Below are 18,049 nucleotides of genomic sequence, written 5' to 3'. Positions count from 1 at the left end.
TATGATGTACTTCGATATCAATCTCCCAACCCAATCCAATGATCACAAAATTTTAGCCAATGTGATTGCAGGTAGCGATACCTTAGCCCTTGCAGAAATTGCACAGAGCCATCAAGGACTTACCGTAGTTGTAACGCCAGACACGCGAAGTGCGGTGCGTTTATCTAAGGTTTTGGCAGAATTCGTTGCACAGCCTGTTACCTTTTTCCCCGATTGGGAAACCTTGCCTTATGACAGTTTTTCGCCACATCAAGATATTATTTCTTCACGGCTCAGTGCGTTATTCCATTTGCAAAATGCAAAAAACGGCATTTTTATTTTACCGATCAGCACGTTAATGCAAAAAGTTTGCCCGCCTGAGTATTTGCAACACAACGTTTTGCTGATTAAAAAAGGCGATCGCATTGTGATTAATGATTTCCGCTTAAAGCTAGAAAATGCAGGTTATCGTGCGGTGGAACAGGTGTTGGAACACGGTGAATATGCGGTGCGTGGTGCGTTGCTAGATTTGTTCCCAATGGGAAGTGCGGTGCCTTTTCGCTTAGATTTTTTTGATGATGAAATTGATAGCATTCGCACTTTTGATGTGGATACGCAACGCACGCTGGAGGAAATTCCCTCAATTCGGTTGTTGCCCGCCCAAGAGTTCCCCACTGATCACAAAGGTATTGAATTTTTCCGCACCAAATTCCGTGAAACCTTTGGCGAAATTCGCCGTGATCCTGAGCATATTTATCAACAAGTGAGCAAAGGCACGCTCGTGGCTGGGATTGAGTATTGGCAACCGCTGTTTTTTGAACAAATGGCCACCTTATTTGATTATTTGCCTGAACAAACGCTATTTGTGGATTTTGAGAGTAACCAGCAACAAGGTGAGCGTTTTTATCAAGATTGTGAACAGCGTTATGAAAGCCGCCGTGTTGATCCTATGCGTCCTTTATTACCGCCAGATCAGCTTTGGTTGCCCATTGACCAAATAAATCATCAGCTCAAACATTTTCCTAAAATCACCTTGAAAGCGGAGAGAGTGGCGCGTGCTTCTGTGCGTCAGCAAAATTTGCCCGTTCAGCCATTGCCAGATTTAAGCCTAAAATTGCAACAAAAAGAACCGCTCTTACCTTTGCAACAATTTATGGCGCAGTTTAATGGCGATATTGTCTTTTGCGTGGAAACAGAAGGGCGGCGAGAAACTTTGCTGGATTTGCTCAGTCCGTTGAAATTAAGACCAAAACAAATCGCACATCTTTCAGATCTGCAAGAAAAGCAAAATTTACTCATTTGTAGCCAAGATCGCGGTTTTATTGTGGAGAAAGGGGCGGATTCCCTTGCGTTGATTACGGAAACAGAATTGCTCGGCGAACGTGTACAGCAACGTAGTCGCGATCGACAAAAATCCGTCAATCCTGATACTTTAATCCGACATTTAGCAGAGCTGAAAATTGGTCAGCCAGTGGTGCATTTAGATCACGGCGTAGGGCGTTATGCGGGACTGGTTACCTTAGAAAATGCAGGCATCACTTCCGAATTTTTGTTACTCGACTATGCCAACGATGCCAAGTTGTATGTGCCAGTTAGCTCATTGCATTTGATCAGTCGCTATGTAGGTGGCTCGGAAGAAACTGCCCCCTTGCATAAACTGGGTAGCGATGCGTGGGCGAAAAGTCGGCAAAAAGCGGCGGAAAAAATTCGCGATGTGGCAGCGGAATTGCTTGATGTGTATGCCTTGCGAGAGTCGCAAAAAGGTTTTGCTTTTCATTATGATCGCGATGAATTTATGCAGTTTTCTGCCACTTTCCCTTTTGAGGAAACCCTGGATCAAATGACCGCGATTAACGCTGTGATTTCCGATATGTGTCAGCCCAAAGCGATGGATCGTCTAGTTTGCGGTGATGTGGGATTTGGTAAAACAGAAGTGGCAATGCGTGCCGCATTTTTGGCGGTGATGAACCATAAACAAGTGGCGGTGCTTGTGCCGACCACGCTTCTTGCCCAGCAACATTATGAAAACTTTAAAGATCGCTTTGCCAACTTGCCCGTGAATGTGGAAGTGTTGTCGCGTTTCAAAACGGCGAAGGAGCAGAAAGCAGTGCTAGCGGATTTAGCGGACGGCAAAATTGATATTTTGATTGGCACGCATAAACTCATTCAGCCTGAGGTGAAATTTAAGGATTTGGGCTTGCTGATTATTGATGAAGAACACCGTTTCGGCGTGCGTCAGAAAGAAAAAATCAAGCAGTTGCGTGCCAATGTGGACATTTTAACCCTCACCGCAACGCCAATCCCGCGAACGCTCAATATGGCGATGAATGGCATTCGGGATCTGTCGATTATTTCTACGCCACCCGCTCGCCGTTTGACGATTAAAACCTTCGTGCGACAAGCAGACGACTTAATCATTCGTGAAGCCATTTTGCGTGAAATTTTGCGTGGCGGGCAGGTGTATTATTTACATAATGATGTGGCGAGTATCGAAAATTGTACCGAAAAACTGGCCGCACTTGTGCCTGAAGCCCGCATCATTATCGGACACGGGCAAATGCGAGAGCGGGAATTGGAGCGGGTGATGTCGGATTTTTATCATCAACGCTACAATGTGCTGGTTTGCACGACTATTATTGAAACGGGGATTGACGTGCCAACTGCGAATACCATTATTATTGAACGGGCGGATCGCTTTGGCTTAGCACAGCTACACCAATTGCGTGGGCGAGTGGGGCGTTCGCATCATCAAGCCTATGCCTATTTGCTCACCCCGCCACCGAAAGCGATGAGCAAAGATGCGTTAAAACGCCTTGAGGCGTTGGAAAGTTTGGATAATCTCGGGGCAGGCTTTATGTTGGCAACGCAAGATTTAGAAATTCGCGGAGCGGGCGAATTATTGGGTGATGAACAAAGCGGACAAATTGAAAGCATTGGTTTCTCGCTATATATGGAGCTGTTAGAAAGTGCAGTGCGTGCCTTGCGGGAAGGGCGTGAGCCATCCCTTGATGAACTCACGCAACGCCAAGTAGAGATTGATTTACGCATTCCCGCCTTATTACCAGAGGATTATTTAGGCGATGTGAATATGCGTCTTGGCTTTTATAAACGCATTGCGGGGGCAGAAAGTGAGCAAGAGCTTGAAGAATTAAAAGTGGAACTCATTGATCGTTTTGGTTTGTTGCCAACGCCAGCCAAAAACTTATTACGCATTGCACAGCTCCGCTTACAAGCCAAGCCATTACAAATCATTCGTATTGAAGCCACCGCACAGGGAGGATTTATCCAGTTTTCACCCAAAGCAAGTCTTGATCCAACAAAATTCTTGCAACTTATTCAGCAATCGCCAGCAGTGTATCGCTTTGACGGACCAACGAAATTTAGGTTTCATCGGGATTTAACTGAAAGCAAAGTGCGGTTAGATTTTGTGGCAGAATTGCTCCGTACTTTGCGGGCTGAATAAAAACTCAAGTAAAATAAGGCGTTATGGCGAATAATTGGTTGTGATGTTGCCTCGCGGTATGCCTTGTACTGGCAGTGACACCAAGCCTTGCAATCGGTATCGCAGGGAGGCAACGCGGGCTTCGCTGGAAATCTGACAACGACCTAATGAATTAATGCCTAAATCGTGGTAGATTAACGCCACCATTTAGACGGGTTTCGATGCGTGAAATAATGCACTACGCTTAACCTCTAACAACAATACTCACGGAGAAAAAAATGTATTTAGATCAAATTAAAGCCGAACTGGTTGAAGCACAAGATGTTCTTAACAAATTTATTAGCGATGAAAAAAATATCGAATTAATTCAACAAGCTGCATTGTTAATTGCCGATAGCTTTAAACAAGGCGGAAAAGTGCTGTCTTGCGGTAATGGCGGCTCGCATTGTGATGCGATGCACTTCGCTGAAGAATTAACAGGGCGTTACCGCGAAAATCGCCCTGGCTATCCTGCCATTGCGATTTCAGATGTCAGCCATTTGAGCTGTGTGAGTAATGATTTCGGTTATGAATATGTCTTTTCCCGTTATGTGGAAGCTGTAGGGCAAAAAGGCGACGTGCTATTTGGATTATCCACCTCGGGCAACTCAAAAAATATTCTCAATGCGATTAAAGCGGCGAAAGACAAAGGAATGAAAGTGATTGCAATGACAGGCAAAGACGGTGGTCAAATGGCAGGGCTTGCTGATGTGGAAATCCGCGTGCCACATTTCCGCTATGCGGATCGTATTCAAGAGATCCACATCAAAGTGATCCACATTCTAATGATGTTGATCGAATTTGAAATGGCAAAAGCCTAAAAGTGCGGTCGGATTTTTAAGTGTTTTATGATTTTACAAAGGACGATAATGCACATTAAACCATTGTTTCTTAAAGATAAAGAGGTAAATTGAAAGGCTTATTTTTGCATATTGTTACCGCGATTGCCTTGTTGCTTTGGGCGATTGATATGGTTTTCCCTTGGCAGCGGATAATGCAGTCGGAGGAAAATCCCTATGCGGTAATTCAATCAAGGGGCAAGCTGGTGGTTGGAACGCTGAATAATCCCATTTCCTATTTTATAGGGAATGACGGGGCTTCAGGCTTTGATTATGAGCTGGCAAAGGCTTTCGCCGATTATCTTGGGGCAGAGTTAGAAATCCAAGCAATGGAGAACGCCGAACAGCTTTTTACCGCTTTGTCGGCGGGGAAAATTGATGTTGCGGCGGCGAATTTGTTGTATCCCCCCGACCGCTTAACGCATTTTCAAATAGGTCCCGCCTATTATTCCGCTTCTTGGCAACTGGTCTATCGTAAAGGCAACCCCCGCCCTGCAACGTTAGCGAACTTAACGGGAAAGTTGGTGATTAGCAAAGGGGAAGCACTGAATCATTTACTCTCTCAATTTAAAGTTGATGTGCCTGAATTGGCTTGGCAAGTTGCGGAGCAAAGCCCCGAAGAGCTGTTATTACAAGTCGCAGAGGGGAAAATTGATTACACCATTGCCAATTCGGTGGACATTGCAATGTTACAGCAGATTAAGCCCCAGATCAGTGTGGCTTTTGATGTTACCGATGAAGCCACGATCCATTGGTATTTGGCGGAAAGTAGTTATAGCGAGTTGCAAGCTGCTTTGCTTGAGTTTATGAACAATGCCATTGAAACGGGGATAATGGCACGCATTGAAGAAAAATATTTTAATCATCTGGCACAGTTTGATTATGTGGATACCCGATCTTATTTAAACGCGATTGAAACTACCTTACCGAAGTATGAAAAGCTTTTTGAAAAATATAAAGGCGAACTTGATTGGCGTTTGCTTGCAGCGGTCGCTTACCAAGAATCCCATTGGAATCCAGAGGCAACATCGCCAACAGGCGTTAGAGGGATGATGATGCTAACTAAAGCGACAGCAGATAGAATGAAAATAACGAACCGTGTAGATGTAGAACAAAGTATCAAAGCGGGTTCAGAATATTTACATTTGCTACTCGCTCAAATACCCGAAACGGTTCATCAAGAAGACCGTATTTGGTTTGCGTTGGCTGCATATAATATGGGGTTAGGTCATTTAATTGATGTTCGTCGTTTAACTAAAGAATTGGGCGGCGATCCCGATAATTGGCTTGATGTGAAGAAAAATTTACCGTTATTAGCGGAAAAACGTTATTACACTCATCTTAAATATGGCTATGCGCGGGGTTATGAAGCATTGCAATATGTGGAGAATATTCGTCGCTATATGAATAGCATTGTGAATTATCATCGTATCCAGCAAAATAAGGAAGAGAAAGGTCCAACTTCTCCAGCAGAATAGTGAATAATTTACAGAAAGATTTTCTCTTATTTAATAAGTTTAAATAAAGGTAGAGGATACTATGGCAGTAAAAAGAAAGACTTTTTTGAAGAAGAAAAACAATAAATTATTTCGATTATCACAAGTTCGAGCTTTAAGATTAAAGCGGTTAAAGCAACGTAAATTTCGCCTTGCAGAGCGTCATTCTTTACAGTTTGTTGTGCAGGATATTTGTTGTTAGATGCCCGTTAAAAATCTCCTATATTTTAGAGCATAATGTTTTTATAAAGTGATAAACCTTTGCTGTTCTGGTGAAATGGTTCCATTTCATTTATGCCTACTTATAAGTAGGTTTGGGAAGTGAATTATTTGGCTATGTTACTAGTTTTGCTGCCGTATGGAGTTTAGTACTTCATTTTGGAGAATTTTTGAAAGAAAGGATTTGAGGGATTGAATACCATTTGGCGATATTCTAATGATCTGCCGTAGGTTTACTATAGCTTCTCTATGCAGCTTTTAGGGGATAAATAGAAAAAATACTTGACGAACTTTCCATAAATCTTTATATTCACGCCCTGATTCTTAAATGGTGAGATGTCCGAGTGGTTGAAGGAGCACGCCTGGAAAGCGTGTATGTGCGAAAGTGCATCGGGGGTTCGAATCCCCCTCTCACCGCCAGAGCTTAGTTTTTATCATTTCTTTTTGTTCTTGGCGAAATGAGCTCGTTTTTGTTAGTTTCTACTTACAAAAACGGATTTTTTGAAATTTTAGGGGGCATTTCTTGAAATTTTTCAATTAAATCAAGAGCTAACAAAATGACTAAAATTAACCAAACTTTCATTAATAAACTAAAATTAACTTTGATAAATTAGGATTAAAAGAATTGCACGAAAATTAAACGAACATTTAGGGAGAATCTAAATAACAAATTTTTTATCTACAAAGAAAAAAGAAATAAGTCGTTAGAAAAATAAATACCAGATCTTGTCCAGAATATAGACTTGCTGAGTCATAGAATATTCAATTTTGCTTTTATAAAAAATTTTTTATTTCTCTCTTGAAAGTAAAAAATCTTCCCCTATATTAGGAATACTTTTTGTTTTAACCCCTCAACTTAAGAAGGAAATTACAATGAATATTCGTCCATTACACGATCGTGTGATCATCAAACGTGAAGAAGTGGAAACCCTTTCCGCTGGTGGTATTGTTTTAACAGGTTCAGCAGCAACCAAATCAACCCGTGCTAAAGTGCTTGCGGTGGGCAAAGGTCGCATTTTAGAAAACGGCACAGTATTGCCTTTAGATGTGAAAGTGGGCGACACCATTATCTTCAATGATGGCTATGGCGTGAAAGCAGAAAAAATTGATGGCGAAGAAGTGTTAATCATTTCTGAAAGCGATATTTTAGCTATCGTAGAATAATCCCAAATCAATCATCAAAAAGTGCGGTTATTTTTCACCGCACTTTTAGCAAAATTAATTATTAAGAAGGAATAAAAAATGGCAGCAAAAGACGTTAAATTTGGTAATGATGCTCGCGTAAAAATGCTTAACGGTGTAAACATTCTTGCAGACGCAGTGAAAGTAACCCTTGGGCCAAAAGGGCGTAATGTGATTTTAGACAAAGCCTTTGGTGCACCAACCATCACCAAAGACGGCGTGTCTGTGGCGCGTGAAATCGAATTAGAAGATAAATTCGAAAATATGGGTGCACAAATGGTGAAAGAGGTTGCCTCTAAAGCCAATGATGCAGCGGGTGATGGCACAACCACCGCAACTGTGCTTGCACAAGCTATCGTAAACGAAGGCTTAAAAGCGGTTGCGGCAGGTATGAACCCAATGGATTTAAAACGCGGTATCGACAAAGCCGTAAGTGCAGTCGTGGCGGAGTTAAAAAACCTCTCTAAACCGTGCGAAAGCTCAAAAGAAATCGAACAAGTCGGCACAATTTCAGCCAACTCAGACAACGTAGTGGGTAAATTAATCGCCGAAGCAATGGAAAAAGTGGGCAAAGAAGGTGTGATCACCGTAGAAGACGGCACAGGTTTAGAAGATGAATTGGCAGTGGTTGAAGGTATGCAATTCGATCGTGGTTACCTTTCACCTTACTTCATCAACAAACCAGAATCTGCAACCGTAGAATTTGACAACCCATTCATTCTTTTAGTGGACAAAAAAATCTCTAACATTCGTGAATTATTGCCAGTGTTAGAAGCCGTTGCGAAAGCGAGCAAACCATTGTTAATCATCGCGGAAGATGTGGAAGGCGAAGCCCTTGCCACCCTTGTGGTGAACACAATGCGTGGTATCGTGAAAGTAGCAGCGGTGAAAGCTCCTGGCTTTGGTGATCGCCGTAAAGCAATGTTGCAAGATATTGCGATTTTAACTGCGGGTACAGTGATTTCTGAAGAAATCGGAATGGAGCTAGAAAAAGCGACCTTAGAAGATTTAGGCCAAGCAAAACGCGTGGTTATCAACAAAGACAACACCACCATTATTGATGGCGTGGGCGAAGAAGCGCAAATCAAAGGTCGTGTGGCACAAATTCGTCAGCAAATCGAAGAAAGTACTTCAGATTACGACAAAGAAAAATTACAAGAACGCGTGGCAAAATTAGCGGGCGGCGTGGCTGTAATTAAAGTGGGTGCGGCGACCGAAGTAGAAATGAAAGAGAAAAAAGACCGCGTTGAAGATGCCTTACACGCAACTCGTGCAGCGGTGGAGGAAGGTATCGTAGCCGGTGGTGGTGTTGCCTTAATCCGTGCGGCAACCAAAGTGGCAGCCAGCTTAAAAGGTGACAACGAAGAGCAAAATGTGGGTATTAAACTTGCCTTGCGTGCAATGGAAGCCCCGTTACGCCAAATCGTTACCAACGCTGGGGAAGAAGCCTCTGTGGTAGCAAGTGCGGTGAAATCTGGCGAAGGAAACTTCGGTTACAACGCTGGTTCTGAGCAATATGGCGATATGCTTGAAATGGGTATCTTAGATCCAACAAAAGTAACCCGCTCAGCCCTTCAATTCGCCGCTTCTATCGCTGGATTAATGATTACCACCGAAGCAATGGTTACCGAAATTCCAAAAGAAGATAAAGCCGACCTAGGTGCTGGAATGGGCGGTATGGGAGCAATGGGCGGAATGATGTAATTCATTCCAAACCTCCATTTTTAAAGTGCGGTGGAAATTCCTTATGTTTTTTTACCGTAATCCCCACAATCTTGATTGTGGGGATTTTTTATGGCTGTTAATGTATTTATGGGGTAGTAACAATATTTGCATAAAGTAAAGGAAAAAAATTTGGGGTAAAAAATTGCGGGAGGGCTTGTGGTTATTGGGATTGTTACGGTTGGGGCGTTGGTTTTATGCAAAATAAGAAAATGGGCAGAAATGGTGGAAAATGGGTAAAAATTGGATTATTTTTTGCATAAAAGTGATCGGGTTTTAGGTAGCTTTTGAAAGATGTTTAAAACAAGTTTAAAAAATCTAAAAATGACAATAAAGACTAGGCAAGGCGATTTCAGGTGAAATCGCCTTTATTTTTTGGTTAAATTTATGGTCTTTGATGCGTTTAGGTGAAATCTGGCTTATTTTTGTGAGGATTATGCCTAAAAATCACGATAGCCACGCACTACTTGCCCAATAACGATAAGGCTATTTGCTTCTTCTGCTTCCAGCTTTAATAGGCGGTATGTTGGGTTATCGCTGATTAGCTCTACTCCATCATAGGTTAGCTATGTTTTTTCTCACTTTATCATCTGTGAGAACTACACAGTAAATTTATTTAACTGTGTAGTTAGTGCCAATTTCTTATAAAGTAAACAGAATACATAAATGATAATATAATCAATATGTTGTAAACTTTATGTGTTTTTCTCAGGATTTCTTTTTGTGTAGTCTAATAACTCTTTTTCTGTGTATTCAGCTAAACGCATATTAGCGATAGAATGCTTGCAGCACATTTTAGCTGTTTCAGAGATTAATTGCCTACCTTGGGTATCGCTTCTTCTAAAATTTGCCAATAACTTTATCTCATCCATATTCAATAAAACTGGATTTATTGCATCAGAAGGCGTGATTAGTGAAGGCGAAATTGTTTTAGAGTAATCATCCATATCTATTTCAGTTGCTTTATCTTTAATAGCATTCACAAGCTCTTCGTTATTGGCGTTATTCGTTTCTCTCACCCCAGATAGTATATAGTTAATATCCACTTTTAAATCTGGGCGTTCAAGTTCTAATAATCTTAAAGCATTTTCAGGAAATACACCTCGACGTTTTCTTTCAGCAAAAGCACTTTTTGACATCTTTAAAAGTTCAGCTACTTCTTTATCCATCGTTAGCGATAGTTCAGTTTTTAATCGATTGGCGATATCTGTGAAATTTTTCATAAAAACCTCTTGAAATTCATAAAAATCACATTTAATATGAACTCAGTAAACAATAATGAGCTTTATGATTTCATATTAATTCGTATTGTTCTTATTTTAGTTCAAAATGTATTTTTAGTCCATAGAGGAGTTTGTATGAGAAAAAGAACAAGAGATGAAGCTAAGAACTGGTTCAGGGAAATGAATGTAACTCAATCAGAATGGGGGCGAAGAAATGGTTATAGCGCTAATGAAATTAGCCGAGTATTGACAGGAAAATCAAAATGTCTTTATGGAAGAGAGCGAGAAATTGCGATTAAGCTCAATATCGCGTTAGAAAGTTAGAGGCTCATATGTGTGAACTAAAGCCATATTACTCTGCACAAGAGTTGATATGTTTACGTCTATCAGTCTTACCAACGACCAAAAAAGCAGTCATAGATAAAGCCAAACGTGAAAACTGGCAGTCTCGTAAACGTGTTGGTCGTGGCGGTGGTCTGGAATATGCCCTTTCTTCTTTGCCACAGGATGTACAGGACGCAATCAGGGATAAATTTGCCACATCGGTGGTGGTAGCTAAGCCAAAAAAATTACCTGTAATGCGATCGGTTGTGCTAACTGAGCTGACCGAAAAACAACGCCAAGCGGCGGAAGCAAGAATGGCGTTGGTGGCGTATGTGCTGAAGTTGGAAGAAGTGCAACCCCGTTATAAAGCAGTGAAGTTTTTTTGCCAACAGGCTAAACAACATTTGTTATCACCTGAATTAATGCAATTAGTGGCTAAGGCGAATAACAAAAAAGGTGAAAGCCGTGTGATTGGTGAACGCACCTTAAATCAATGGGTGTTGGATTATGAAAAAGCGACCACCCCAGAAGAGCGTTTAAAAGCCCTTGCACCGATGCAACGGGTAGCTAAAAAAGCGGAAGAAATTAGCTGGTTGCCTGATTTTTTAGCGGAATATCGCCAAACCAACGGCATTAATGTGGCAGAAGCCTATGGCTATTTTGCTCAACATTGGCGAGAGCGTTTTGCGGATCAGCCATTAATGCTTGAAATGTTGCCAAGCCTTGATCGTGTTAGACGGGCGCTTGCCAAACTGCCCCGCCACATTAAGGAAATTGGGCGTAAAACAGGTGCTGAATTGCGTGCGTTGAAGACTTATGTGAAACGGGATTGGTCGAAATTGTTGGTGAATGATGTGTGGGTGGGTGATGGACACAGTATGAAAATGAAAGTAGCTCACCCTGATCACGGTCGCCCTTTTATCCCTGAAATCACGCTGATTATGGACGCCCCTTGTCGTTACATTGTGGGCTGGTCGGCAAGCCTTTCAGAAAATGCCCTTGCGGTGGCAGATGCGTTACGCAATGGCATTGAACAGCACGGTATCCCCGCGATTTATTATTCGGATAACGGGGGCGGTGAGAAAAACTGGCTACTTGATGGGGATATTACTGGAATGTTGCCCCGCTTAGGTATCAATCACCAAACAGGGATACCGGGCAACCCACAAGGGCGTGGGATTATTGAGCGGGTACACCAAACGATTTTATATCGCATTGCACGCCAATTTGAAACTTATCACGGCAGCGGTGCCGATAGGGAAACGGTGAGAAAGGTTAGCACAGGTGTTATCTCCCTTGAAAAAGCCTTGCGAAAAAACACCGCACTTGAAGATTTAACGCCGAAACAACGTGGTGCTATGGGTAAGTTACCCAGTTGGAATCAGTTTTTAGATGCGGTGCAAGCGGGCATTGATTGGTACAACAATGAGCATAAACACAGTGAAATTGGTTATGTAACGCCTGCAACAAAACGCCGTGAGTTAATGGCAAAAATGGGTGAGGAAAATCTGCTTTACCTCACCCCAGTTGAAGCCAGGGATTTATTCCGCCCTGCGGTAGAACGCACACCAGAGCGTGGTTGGGTACGATTATTTAATAACTACTACTTTAGTCAGAAGTTATTAGATGTTGATGGGCAAAAAGTGCAAGTTGCCTTTGACATCCACGACCCAAGCAAGGTGATAGTGCGTAAATTAGACGGTGTGTTTGTGTGTTATGCAGAACTTGATGGCAATAAACGTGATGCATTCCCAATGAGTTTTGTGGAGAAAACGAGAAAAGAACGTCATCAACGCAGGGCAAAACTCAAACAAGAACAACTTGATGAAATTAATGCTGAACTTAACCCTGTTATCACCATTGAACACAAAGAAAGTGCGGATTGGTTACATCAATTACGCATCAATCAACAAAACGAATGGGAAGAGACAGAAGAAATCGCCGTATTTCCAAGCGAAATGAAACGTCAATTAAAAAGAAAGGTAGGTTAAACAATGAAAGAACAATTACAACGCTATATGCAGACACACGGGCTAACGCAAGGGCAAATTGCAAAAGCCATTGGGAAATCCATTACCACCGTCAGCCAGTATTTAAAAGGCAATTATAACGGGAAAACCGATGAAATTGATGATGCGGTAGCTCGTTTGTTGCAACGTGAAAAAGATAAGGTGGTGGAACGCCGTTTTAACAGTGAATTTGTGGAAACTTATGCGGCTCAACGTTGCTTAGATGCTATTTACACCGCTCACGCTGAAGGAGAAATCGTGGTGATTGTCGGGGCAGCGGGGTTAGGTAAAACGCAAGCCTTAAAGCATTACGTCTCTCAAAACCCTGAAACCTTATTTATTGAGGTAAACCCAAGTTTTAATCCCAAAGTGTTATTAAAAAAATTGTGTCGGCAGGCGGGGTTAAGCGAAAACGGCGTAAATTATGAACTCTTTGATCGCATTACAGAAAAACTCGGAGAAGGACGCTTAATTGTGGTGGATGAGGCAGAGTTATTAAACACAAAATGCTTGGAGTATTTACGCCGCATTCACGATTTAACGGGGTGTGGATTGGTGATGGCAGGAATGCCGAAATTAATTGTTAATTTAAAGGGTGTTTATGGCGATCTTGCTCAACTTTATAGCCGTTCTGGTGTGCTTTGTGATTTACAAAATGCCTTAGAAAAAGAGGACATTGATATGCTTGCCGAACAGGGGTTAGGAACAGGTGAATTTAACGACTTACTTTACAAAGTAAGCAAAGGCAACGCCAGACGTTTAAACAAATTAATGCGAGGGGTGATCCGCGTGGCAGAAATGCACGGCAAACCGATTAGCGAGGCACTGATTAACCGTTATGCGGAAATGTTGATTAATTAAGGGGGCAATGATGAGAGTTGATGTTACATACGAAAAAAAAGTGTATCAACGCTGGAATGATCAGCGACTGGCGGGGTTAAAAGAGTTTAATGTGCGAAAAGGTGTTGTTGCTTTTAAAAGAGGTCGAAAACACTTTGATTTTTCGGTCGCTTTGGCTGTTGTAGGTAATCCAGATTGTAGCAAAGCTGACATAGATAATAGCTCTAGGGTTGTGATGAGTTTTGAAAAGGGATGTTTTAGGGATAGAAGAAGTTGGTATGTAGCTTACTGGTATTTAAGAATGTTTATTAACAATAGGTAGTGATTTAAGGAGAAAGAAAATGGCAAGAGCCGACATTATTGATACCGCGTATTTACTCCGTCGCGAAGGGGTGGAGATTGTGAAATCGAAAGATGGACGTTTTCCGAGTTTTTTAATTTTACGCCCAAGTAAACGCCTAATGGCATCCGCTACACAGATTGTAGAAAAGATCAATGGGCAACGTCGTGAGCGGTTTATCACGAAAGTGGGAAATTGTACGGTGTACTGGTTTTGAGGTGAGTAATGGCAAAGTCTCTTGATATTTACGCCGTCTATGAGGGTGAGGATAACTTAGGAGACGGCACTGCGGAACAGTTAGCAAAGCAATTTAACTTAAGTAAAACCACGATTTATCGCTACGCTAAGTTGGGCGATAAAGCAAGCAAAAAGAAACGTTTGATTGTGATCAAAATTGATAAAGAGGAAAAAACCAAATGAAAAAAATCGCCGTAATTTGTACCGCACTTTTGTTGGCTGGGTGTGATGCACAAACCCAAGCCAAGTTTAACGAAGTGCGAATTGCTGAAATCTGTAAAAGTGGCGTGGTGTATTTGGTTGTTAATAACGGCGGCATCACCCCCAAAATCAACGGCAATTATGACGTTTATACCTGTAATCAATCAGCTAACCCATAGGAGAAAACAATGAGTAAAACCGTAATTGAAGGCAAAACCTACTGGCGAGATGCCAAAGGCAACCTTACCCCCGAAGAGCTGGTAAAAGAGATCGACCAAGCACGCCACGCCTTAGTGTGCGAGTGGGTGGAAAAAGCCAAAGCCTTAAACCTTGAGATGAGCCGCTTTAAAGGTGGGATTTTTGGTGATATTCAGGCTTTCATCGAACTGTCCGCCGAAAAGTACAACGCCAAACTGGGCGGCAACAAAGGCAACGTTACGCTATTTAGCTATGACGGCAAATACAAAATCGTGCGAGCGATTAGCGATCATTTGCAATTTGATGAACGCATTCAGGCGGCTAAGGCGTTAATTGATGAGTGCCTTAGCGAATGGTCGGAAGGCTCTCGCCCAGAGCTAAAAACCTTGATTGAACGTGCTTTTGATGTGGATAAAGAAGGCAATCTCAACACAGGGAGAATTTTAGGCTTACGCCGTGTTGAAATCACCGACCCACGTTGGCTCAATGCAATGCAAGCCATTAGCGAAAGTGTGCAAGTAGTCAGCTCTAAAGCCTATGTGCGAGTTTATGAGCGTGTGGGTGATAGCGATCAATATCAGCCGATTAGTTTGGATATGGCGGGGGTGTAAATGGACGATGTGATTGTAATGCTGGGGTATTTTGTCTTAATGGGGTGGCTAATGTATAAATCAATTTAAAACCCTTTTCAACGCTCTTTTAATCTCCCCCAGCCCCCTCTTTACAAAAGAGGGGGAAGAGAAGGAAGGGCGTTTATAAAGTGTTTTAACCATCAAAACAGGAGCAAAAAATGGCAAAACAAACCTTTAAAGATGCGGCGGAAATTGCCGCAGAAATCGAAAAAGCGGGCGATTACCGCAATGCGGCGAGGTTGTGGGGAGTAGCGGCAACTTTGGCAAATAAAATGGAAAACCAACAATGGTGCGAAAACCGAGCAGATTTTTGTCGCCGAGTAGCAACAAGACCGTTTAAGGGGGCAGATGATGAATAAATATCTTGTCAGAGTTTATGGAATGGTTGAAATCACCGTAGAAGCCGAAAGCATTGAGCAGGCGGCGGAAAAATGTGATTTAAACACCTTAGACCTGAATAAATTGCCTCATCAGATTACGGAAATTGACGAGGTTGTGGAGGTTGAAGAGCTATGACAACGCAAAAGCAAAGTGAACTTGCACTCAAGCTGGATATGATGATCGGACAGCTTCAACAAGCAGTCAGAGCGATTAATACGGGCAACTATATTGCGGCGGGGGTGTATATGGAAATGGTGCAAAACCAACTGCCAAAGGCGAGATGGCAGGTAAGGGGGTAAAGATGATTGACGAAAAAGTCCGAATGACAATCGAAATAGAAATGGAACGCCACCAGCTTGAACAGCTAGAAATATCAAGCAAAACGGACGTTTTAGGTGGCAATATTGTTCGGCTTGATTGGGAAGGTGGAGTATTTGACGAGGTTGATGCCTATCGTACTTTATTTGACACAATAGATCCGAATTTAATGATGCTCCTTTTTGATAACCTAGACAATGAGGATTTTGTTAATGAATTACAACTTGCCATTAAACGAGCCATTACGCCAGTTATCAAAGATAAACGTAAAGCAATTTTGGAGAGTGAAAAATGAACGCGTTAGTAATGTATCGTGGCAAAGAATATAGCGTCCCTAACTGGGTAAATTATATCGCCACTGATCCAACAGGTGAGGTGTATGGGTTTAAAGATAGACCAACCCCTAAATTACCCTCTGATGATCTTGGTTATGTCGGGTGCTTGACTTTTGGGTGGGATTTAAGCAAGTGCCAGTTTATTCGGTTGAGTGCTTGTAAAGATTGGTTGCACTCTTTGTGTGAAGTTAGATGAAAGAAATAAGGGATAAAAATGAAAGAATATGAATACATACTGCTAGATTGCGATGAAGACGCCAGCAAAGAAGATGTACTAAAAAGTCTTGAAGGTAAAACATGGGAGCGTTTTGAGAGCGATTACAGTTGCCTTGATACTATTGCCGAAGAAATTTTAAAAGAAAATCATTTAGAATGGGAGATTTATGACGAAGAAGCTGATGGTGTCTGCCTTGCTGTAAAAAAAGCCAATAGTGAAGACTTTGAGGTTTATTATGTACAACCTAGGTATTCATTTACTCCAAGGAGCAACCTTATGTTTGATACTGATGATTTTAAAGATGAAAGTGTTACTTAAAACCCATTTACCGCCCTTTGTACCCAGAGGGCGGAATAATGTGTTTTAACCCCGTTTTAAAAGGAGTTTAAAAATGAAATGTAAATGCCCTGCGTGCGGGGCGGTGTTGTCGCTAGATGTGTTGTTACAGCACGACCAAGCAAGCCAAGCGGTGATGAACGCGTTATCGCTCAATGGCGAGTTTGGGCGGTTGGCGGTGCAGTATTTAGCTCTATTCCGCCCTGAAAAATCCGCACTCACAATGGATCGCTTAGCGAAACTACTCAGTGAATTGGTTGATGAGGTGCAACGCGGGCAATTTAGCCGTAATGGGCAGGTTTATTCTGCCCCCATTGAATGTTGGATTGATGGCTTAACCATTGTATTAAACAGTCGCCACCATATCAAACGCCCGCTTACCTCACACGGTTATTTGTATGAGGTGATGACTAAGTGGCAAGCCAAAAATAGCCATCACAATATGATGAACGGGCAAAGTAATCCGCCTGCCACTGCCCCACAATTCGGCAGCAAAACAGGCAAAGCCTTACAAAATTTAGCGGAGTTTGCCAATGGCAGATGAAAAATGGCTAAAACGAACCGTAGCTCAAGGGTTGGGAAAATTGGTGGTGTTACGCCTTGCCAACCAACCGCCCGAAGAGATGATCAAAGCCACGGCGGAAGTGTGGGTGCAGGTGATTTTAAGCCAACGCCTTTATGGCGGCTGGCAAGAGAAAGAAGATAAATGGCGAATTGAGCAGGCATTTATGCGGTTATGTGCGGAATGTGAGCGTTTTCCGGCCCCGAAAATGCTGTTAGACCGCTTACCCAATCGCAAAGTGATGGAATTACCCAAGCCCGAACCGCAACCGCTCACACCCGAGCGAAAAGCGAAAATTAAAGCCATACTAAACGAATGGCGAGGAGCGTTAAATGCAAAATGAAAATTACCGCAAAAACCTGATTGCCAAAGTGCATATTGGTAAAAGTCAGTTAAAAATGGACGAAGAAACCTACCGCACTTTTTTAATGAACGCCGTAAATAAAACCAGTTGCAAAGCAATGACCAACGCCGAGCTTAATCAAGTGTTGGATTTAATGGCACAACGTGGGGCAAAAGTGCGGTCGAATTTTTGGGGAAATCGCCCAAGTCCAGCTAAAGCGAAAAAGCCGTACCTTGCCAAAATTACCGCATTACTTGCTAAGCATAACCTTACACCGCAGTATGCTGACACGATTGGCAAAAAAGCCTTTGGTATTGAATTTATTGACTGGCTTGCTGTGTGGCAATTAAAAAAGGTGATCCAAATGTTGTCGGTGTATGACAACAAGAAAAAATAACAAAACATTTTGCATAAAATCGCTTTTGGGGCTTGACGCAAGGGGAAAAAAAAGTTAATTTTGCGATCAAGCTTCCAAAAAAAGCGACAGTACGGCTAGTGCAACCGTTATTTGTGCTATTTTTTTATCTGCAATTTGAGCATCAGAACGCCCAAGTGCGGTGAAAAAATGAAAACTTTTTAATCAATGGTCGAGAGTGCGAGGAATACAATACCGCAAGGGAATAACTCCGCTGTTT

At 42.2% G+C, this 18,049-nt stretch carries 25 protein-coding genes and 1 tRNA gene; 24 read left to right on the top strand and 2 right to left on the bottom strand.

Annotated features, from left to right (window positions below):
- Window positions 1–4: 4 nt before the first annotated feature.
- Window positions 5–3,442 carry a transcription-repair coupling factor gene (gene mfd, locus DXZ23_RS12265; RefSeq protein WP_017806820.1) on the top strand — a complete coding sequence of 1,146 codons (3,438 nt, stop codon included), beginning with the start codon at window positions 5–7 and terminating at the stop codon, window positions 3,440–3,442.
- A 21-nt stretch (window positions 3,443–3,463) separates the two neighbouring features.
- Here the strand turns inward: mfd and DXZ23_RS15545 are convergent, their stop codons facing one another.
- Window positions 3,464–3,628, bottom strand: coding sequence for a hypothetical protein (locus DXZ23_RS15545; protein WP_158528924.1), 165 nt, complete (start codon window positions 3,626–3,628; stop codon window positions 3,464–3,466).
- A gap of 71 nt (window positions 3,629–3,699) precedes the next feature.
- Between DXZ23_RS15545 and lpcA the strand changes: the two genes are divergently transcribed.
- From lpcA to groL, 6 genes are all read left to right on the top strand, one after another.
- The gene (gene lpcA, locus DXZ23_RS12260) at window positions 3,700–4,281 is read left to right on the top strand and encodes a D-sedoheptulose 7-phosphate isomerase (RefSeq protein WP_017806819.1); all 582 of its coding nucleotides are present in this window, start codon (window positions 3,700–3,702) and stop codon (window positions 4,279–4,281) included.
- A gap of 89 nt (window positions 4,282–4,370) precedes the next feature.
- Window positions 4,371–5,777 carry a membrane-bound lytic murein transglycosylase MltF gene (mltF, locus tag DXZ23_RS12255; RefSeq protein WP_021723798.1) on the top strand — a complete coding sequence of 469 codons (1,407 nt, stop codon included), beginning with the start codon at window positions 4,371–4,373 and terminating at the stop codon, window positions 5,775–5,777.
- Window positions 5,778–5,838: 61 nt separating this feature from the next.
- Window positions 5,839–5,997 (top strand): hypothetical protein, encoded by a 159-nt coding sequence (locus tag DXZ23_RS16225; RefSeq protein WP_168977192.1) that lies wholly within the window; start codon window positions 5,839–5,841, stop codon window positions 5,995–5,997.
- A gap of 347 nt (window positions 5,998–6,344) precedes the next feature.
- Window positions 6,345–6,434: transfer RNA gene (locus DXZ23_RS12250), tRNA-Ser, on the top strand.
- 453 nt (window positions 6,435–6,887) lie between these two features.
- Entirely contained in the window at window positions 6,888–7,178 is a 291-nt protein-coding gene (locus tag DXZ23_RS12245; protein WP_017806817.1) for a co-chaperone GroES, read from the top strand.
- A 78-nt stretch (window positions 7,179–7,256) separates the two neighbouring features.
- Window positions 7,257–8,900, top strand: coding sequence for a chaperonin GroEL (gene groL, locus DXZ23_RS12240; RefSeq protein WP_017806816.1), 1,644 nt, complete (start codon window positions 7,257–7,259; stop codon window positions 8,898–8,900).
- Window positions 8,901–9,613: 713 nt separating this feature from the next.
- Here the strand turns inward: groL and DXZ23_RS12230 are convergent.
- Window positions 9,614–10,141: a helix-turn-helix domain-containing protein gene (locus DXZ23_RS12230; RefSeq protein ID WP_017806815.1), complete on the bottom strand. Its 528-nt coding sequence runs from the start codon at window positions 10,139–10,141 to the stop codon at window positions 9,614–9,616.
- Window positions 10,142–10,276: 135 nt separating this feature from the next.
- Between DXZ23_RS12230 and DXZ23_RS12225 the strand changes: the two genes are divergently transcribed.
- The 17 genes from DXZ23_RS12225 (at window position 10,277) to DXZ23_RS12155 (ending at window position 17,811) form a co-directional block, all read left to right on the top strand.
- A complete protein-coding gene (locus DXZ23_RS12225) occupies window positions 10,277–10,465 on the top strand; it encodes a helix-turn-helix domain-containing protein (protein WP_017806814.1) in 189 nt (62 codons plus the stop codon).
- Window positions 10,466–10,473: 8 nt separating this feature from the next.
- Window positions 10,474–12,456 carry a Mu transposase C-terminal domain-containing protein gene (locus tag DXZ23_RS12220; protein WP_035695902.1) on the top strand — a complete coding sequence of 661 codons (1,983 nt, stop codon included), beginning with the start codon at window positions 10,474–10,476 and terminating at the stop codon, window positions 12,454–12,456.
- Between the two features lie 3 nt (window positions 12,457–12,459).
- Window positions 12,460–13,335: an AAA family ATPase gene (locus DXZ23_RS12215; protein WP_017805659.1), complete on the top strand. Its 876-nt coding sequence runs from the start codon at window positions 12,460–12,462 to the stop codon at window positions 13,333–13,335.
- A 7-nt stretch (window positions 13,336–13,342) separates the two neighbouring features.
- Window positions 13,343–13,636 carry a hypothetical protein gene (locus tag DXZ23_RS12210; RefSeq protein ID WP_123797017.1) on the top strand — a complete coding sequence of 98 codons (294 nt, stop codon included), beginning with the start codon at window positions 13,343–13,345 and terminating at the stop codon, window positions 13,634–13,636.
- 19 nt (window positions 13,637–13,655) lie between these two features.
- Entirely contained in the window at window positions 13,656–13,871 is a 216-nt protein-coding gene (locus tag DXZ23_RS12205; RefSeq protein WP_021724467.1) for a Kil protein family, read from the top strand.
- A gap of 8 nt (window positions 13,872–13,879) precedes the next feature.
- Complete coding sequence (locus DXZ23_RS12200; RefSeq protein ID WP_017805656.1) at window positions 13,880–14,074, top strand: helix-turn-helix domain-containing protein; 195 nt, start codon at window positions 13,880–13,882, stop codon at window positions 14,072–14,074.
- Window positions 14,071–14,271, top strand: a complete 201-nt coding sequence (locus tag DXZ23_RS12195) for a hypothetical protein (RefSeq protein ID WP_017805655.1) — start codon at window positions 14,071–14,073, stop codon at window positions 14,269–14,271. The genes DXZ23_RS12200 and DXZ23_RS12195 overlap by 4 nt, the downstream gene beginning before the upstream one ends.
- Window positions 14,272–14,280: 9 nt before the next feature.
- Entirely contained in the window at window positions 14,281–14,901 is a 621-nt protein-coding gene (locus DXZ23_RS12190) for a DUF3164 family protein (RefSeq protein WP_017805654.1), read from the top strand.
- Window positions 14,902–15,080: 179 nt separating this feature from the next.
- Window positions 15,081–15,281 (top strand): ANR family transcriptional regulator, encoded by a 201-nt coding sequence (locus DXZ23_RS12185; protein WP_017806858.1) that lies wholly within the window; start codon window positions 15,081–15,083, stop codon window positions 15,279–15,281.
- Window positions 15,271–15,438 (top strand): hypothetical protein, encoded by a 168-nt coding sequence (locus DXZ23_RS15540; RefSeq protein ID WP_172457183.1) that lies wholly within the window; start codon window positions 15,271–15,273, stop codon window positions 15,436–15,438. The genes DXZ23_RS12185 and DXZ23_RS15540 overlap by 11 nt, the downstream gene beginning before the upstream one ends.
- A complete protein-coding gene (locus DXZ23_RS15535) occupies window positions 15,435–15,602 on the top strand; it encodes a hypothetical protein (RefSeq protein ID WP_165381627.1) in 168 nt (55 codons plus the stop codon). The genes DXZ23_RS15540 and DXZ23_RS15535 overlap by 4 nt, the downstream gene beginning before the upstream one ends.
- A 2-nt stretch (window positions 15,603–15,604) precedes the next feature.
- Window positions 15,605–15,916 (top strand): hypothetical protein, encoded by a 312-nt coding sequence (locus tag DXZ23_RS12180; protein ID WP_017806810.1) that lies wholly within the window; start codon window positions 15,605–15,607, stop codon window positions 15,914–15,916.
- A complete protein-coding gene (locus DXZ23_RS12175) occupies window positions 15,913–16,152 on the top strand; it encodes a hypothetical protein (protein WP_017806809.1) in 240 nt (79 codons plus the stop codon). The genes DXZ23_RS12180 and DXZ23_RS12175 overlap by 4 nt, the downstream gene beginning before the upstream one ends.
- An 18-nt stretch (window positions 16,153–16,170) precedes the next feature.
- Entirely contained in the window at window positions 16,171–16,491 is a 321-nt protein-coding gene (locus DXZ23_RS12170) for a hypothetical protein (protein ID WP_017806808.1), read from the top strand.
- 73 nt (window positions 16,492–16,564) lie between these two features.
- Window positions 16,565–17,053 (top strand): HI_1489 N-terminal domain-containing protein, encoded by a 489-nt coding sequence (locus DXZ23_RS12165; RefSeq protein ID WP_017806807.1) that lies wholly within the window; start codon window positions 16,565–16,567, stop codon window positions 17,051–17,053.
- Window positions 17,043–17,414 carry a hypothetical protein gene (locus DXZ23_RS12160; protein WP_017806806.1) on the top strand — a complete coding sequence of 124 codons (372 nt, stop codon included), beginning with the start codon at window positions 17,043–17,045 and terminating at the stop codon, window positions 17,412–17,414. Before DXZ23_RS12165 ends, DXZ23_RS12160 begins: the two co-directional genes overlap by 11 nt.
- Complete coding sequence (locus DXZ23_RS12155; protein WP_017806805.1) at window positions 17,404–17,811, top strand: gp16 family protein; 408 nt, start codon at window positions 17,404–17,406, stop codon at window positions 17,809–17,811. Before DXZ23_RS12160 ends, DXZ23_RS12155 begins: the two co-directional genes overlap by 11 nt.
- Window positions 17,812–18,049 lie beyond the last annotated feature (238 nt).

This window comes from Avibacterium paragallinarum, from assembly GCF_900450705.1.
Taxonomy (GTDB): domain Bacteria; phylum Pseudomonadota; class Gammaproteobacteria; order Enterobacterales; family Pasteurellaceae; genus Avibacterium; species Avibacterium paragallinarum.
The sequence above is the reverse complement of the archived record's forward strand: the minus strand, read 5'-3'. Positions and strand labels throughout refer to the sequence as shown.

Coding starts and splice junctions, on each gene's coding strand:
- mfd (WP_017806820.1), top strand. CDS start 5: ATGTACTTCGATATCAATCTCCCAACCCAATCCAATGATCACAAAATT.
- DXZ23_RS15545 (WP_158528924.1), bottom strand. CDS start 3,628: ATGGTGGCGTTAATCTACCACGATTTAGGCATTAATTCATTAGGTCGT.
- lpcA (WP_017806819.1), top strand. CDS start 3,700: ATGTATTTAGATCAAATTAAAGCCGAACTGGTTGAAGCACAAGATGTT.
- DXZ23_RS16225 (WP_168977192.1), top strand. CDS start 5,839: ATGGCAGTAAAAAGAAAGACTTTTTTGAAGAAGAAAAACAATAAATTA.
- DXZ23_RS12245 (WP_017806817.1), top strand. CDS start 6,888: ATGAATATTCGTCCATTACACGATCGTGTGATCATCAAACGTGAAGAA.
- groL (WP_017806816.1), top strand. CDS start 7,257: ATGGCAGCAAAAGACGTTAAATTTGGTAATGATGCTCGCGTAAAAATG.
- DXZ23_RS12230 (WP_017806815.1), bottom strand. CDS start 10,141: ATGAAAAATTTCACAGATATCGCCAATCGATTAAAAACTGAACTATCG.
- DXZ23_RS12225 (WP_017806814.1), top strand. CDS start 10,277: ATGAGAAAAAGAACAAGAGATGAAGCTAAGAACTGGTTCAGGGAAATG.
- DXZ23_RS12220 (WP_035695902.1), top strand. CDS start 10,474: ATGTGTGAACTAAAGCCATATTACTCTGCACAAGAGTTGATATGTTTA.
- DXZ23_RS12215 (WP_017805659.1), top strand. CDS start 12,460: ATGAAAGAACAATTACAACGCTATATGCAGACACACGGGCTAACGCAA.
- DXZ23_RS12210 (WP_123797017.1), top strand. CDS start 13,343: ATGATGAGAGTTGATGTTACATACGAAAAAAAAGTGTATCAACGCTGG.
- DXZ23_RS12205 (WP_021724467.1), top strand. CDS start 13,656: ATGGCAAGAGCCGACATTATTGATACCGCGTATTTACTCCGTCGCGAA.
- DXZ23_RS12200 (WP_017805656.1), top strand. CDS start 13,880: ATGGCAAAGTCTCTTGATATTTACGCCGTCTATGAGGGTGAGGATAAC.
- DXZ23_RS12195 (WP_017805655.1), top strand. CDS start 14,071: ATGAAAAAAATCGCCGTAATTTGTACCGCACTTTTGTTGGCTGGGTGT.
- DXZ23_RS12190 (WP_017805654.1), top strand. CDS start 14,281: ATGAGTAAAACCGTAATTGAAGGCAAAACCTACTGGCGAGATGCCAAA.
- DXZ23_RS12185 (WP_017806858.1), top strand. CDS start 15,081: ATGGCAAAACAAACCTTTAAAGATGCGGCGGAAATTGCCGCAGAAATC.
- DXZ23_RS15540 (WP_172457183.1), top strand. CDS start 15,271: ATGATGAATAAATATCTTGTCAGAGTTTATGGAATGGTTGAAATCACC.
- DXZ23_RS15535 (WP_165381627.1), top strand. CDS start 15,435: ATGACAACGCAAAAGCAAAGTGAACTTGCACTCAAGCTGGATATGATG.
- DXZ23_RS12180 (WP_017806810.1), top strand. CDS start 15,605: ATGATTGACGAAAAAGTCCGAATGACAATCGAAATAGAAATGGAACGC.
- DXZ23_RS12175 (WP_017806809.1), top strand. CDS start 15,913: ATGAACGCGTTAGTAATGTATCGTGGCAAAGAATATAGCGTCCCTAAC.
- DXZ23_RS12170 (WP_017806808.1), top strand. CDS start 16,171: ATGAAAGAATATGAATACATACTGCTAGATTGCGATGAAGACGCCAGC.
- DXZ23_RS12165 (WP_017806807.1), top strand. CDS start 16,565: ATGAAATGTAAATGCCCTGCGTGCGGGGCGGTGTTGTCGCTAGATGTG.
- DXZ23_RS12160 (WP_017806806.1), top strand. CDS start 17,043: ATGGCAGATGAAAAATGGCTAAAACGAACCGTAGCTCAAGGGTTGGGA.
- DXZ23_RS12155 (WP_017806805.1), top strand. CDS start 17,404: ATGCAAAATGAAAATTACCGCAAAAACCTGATTGCCAAAGTGCATATT.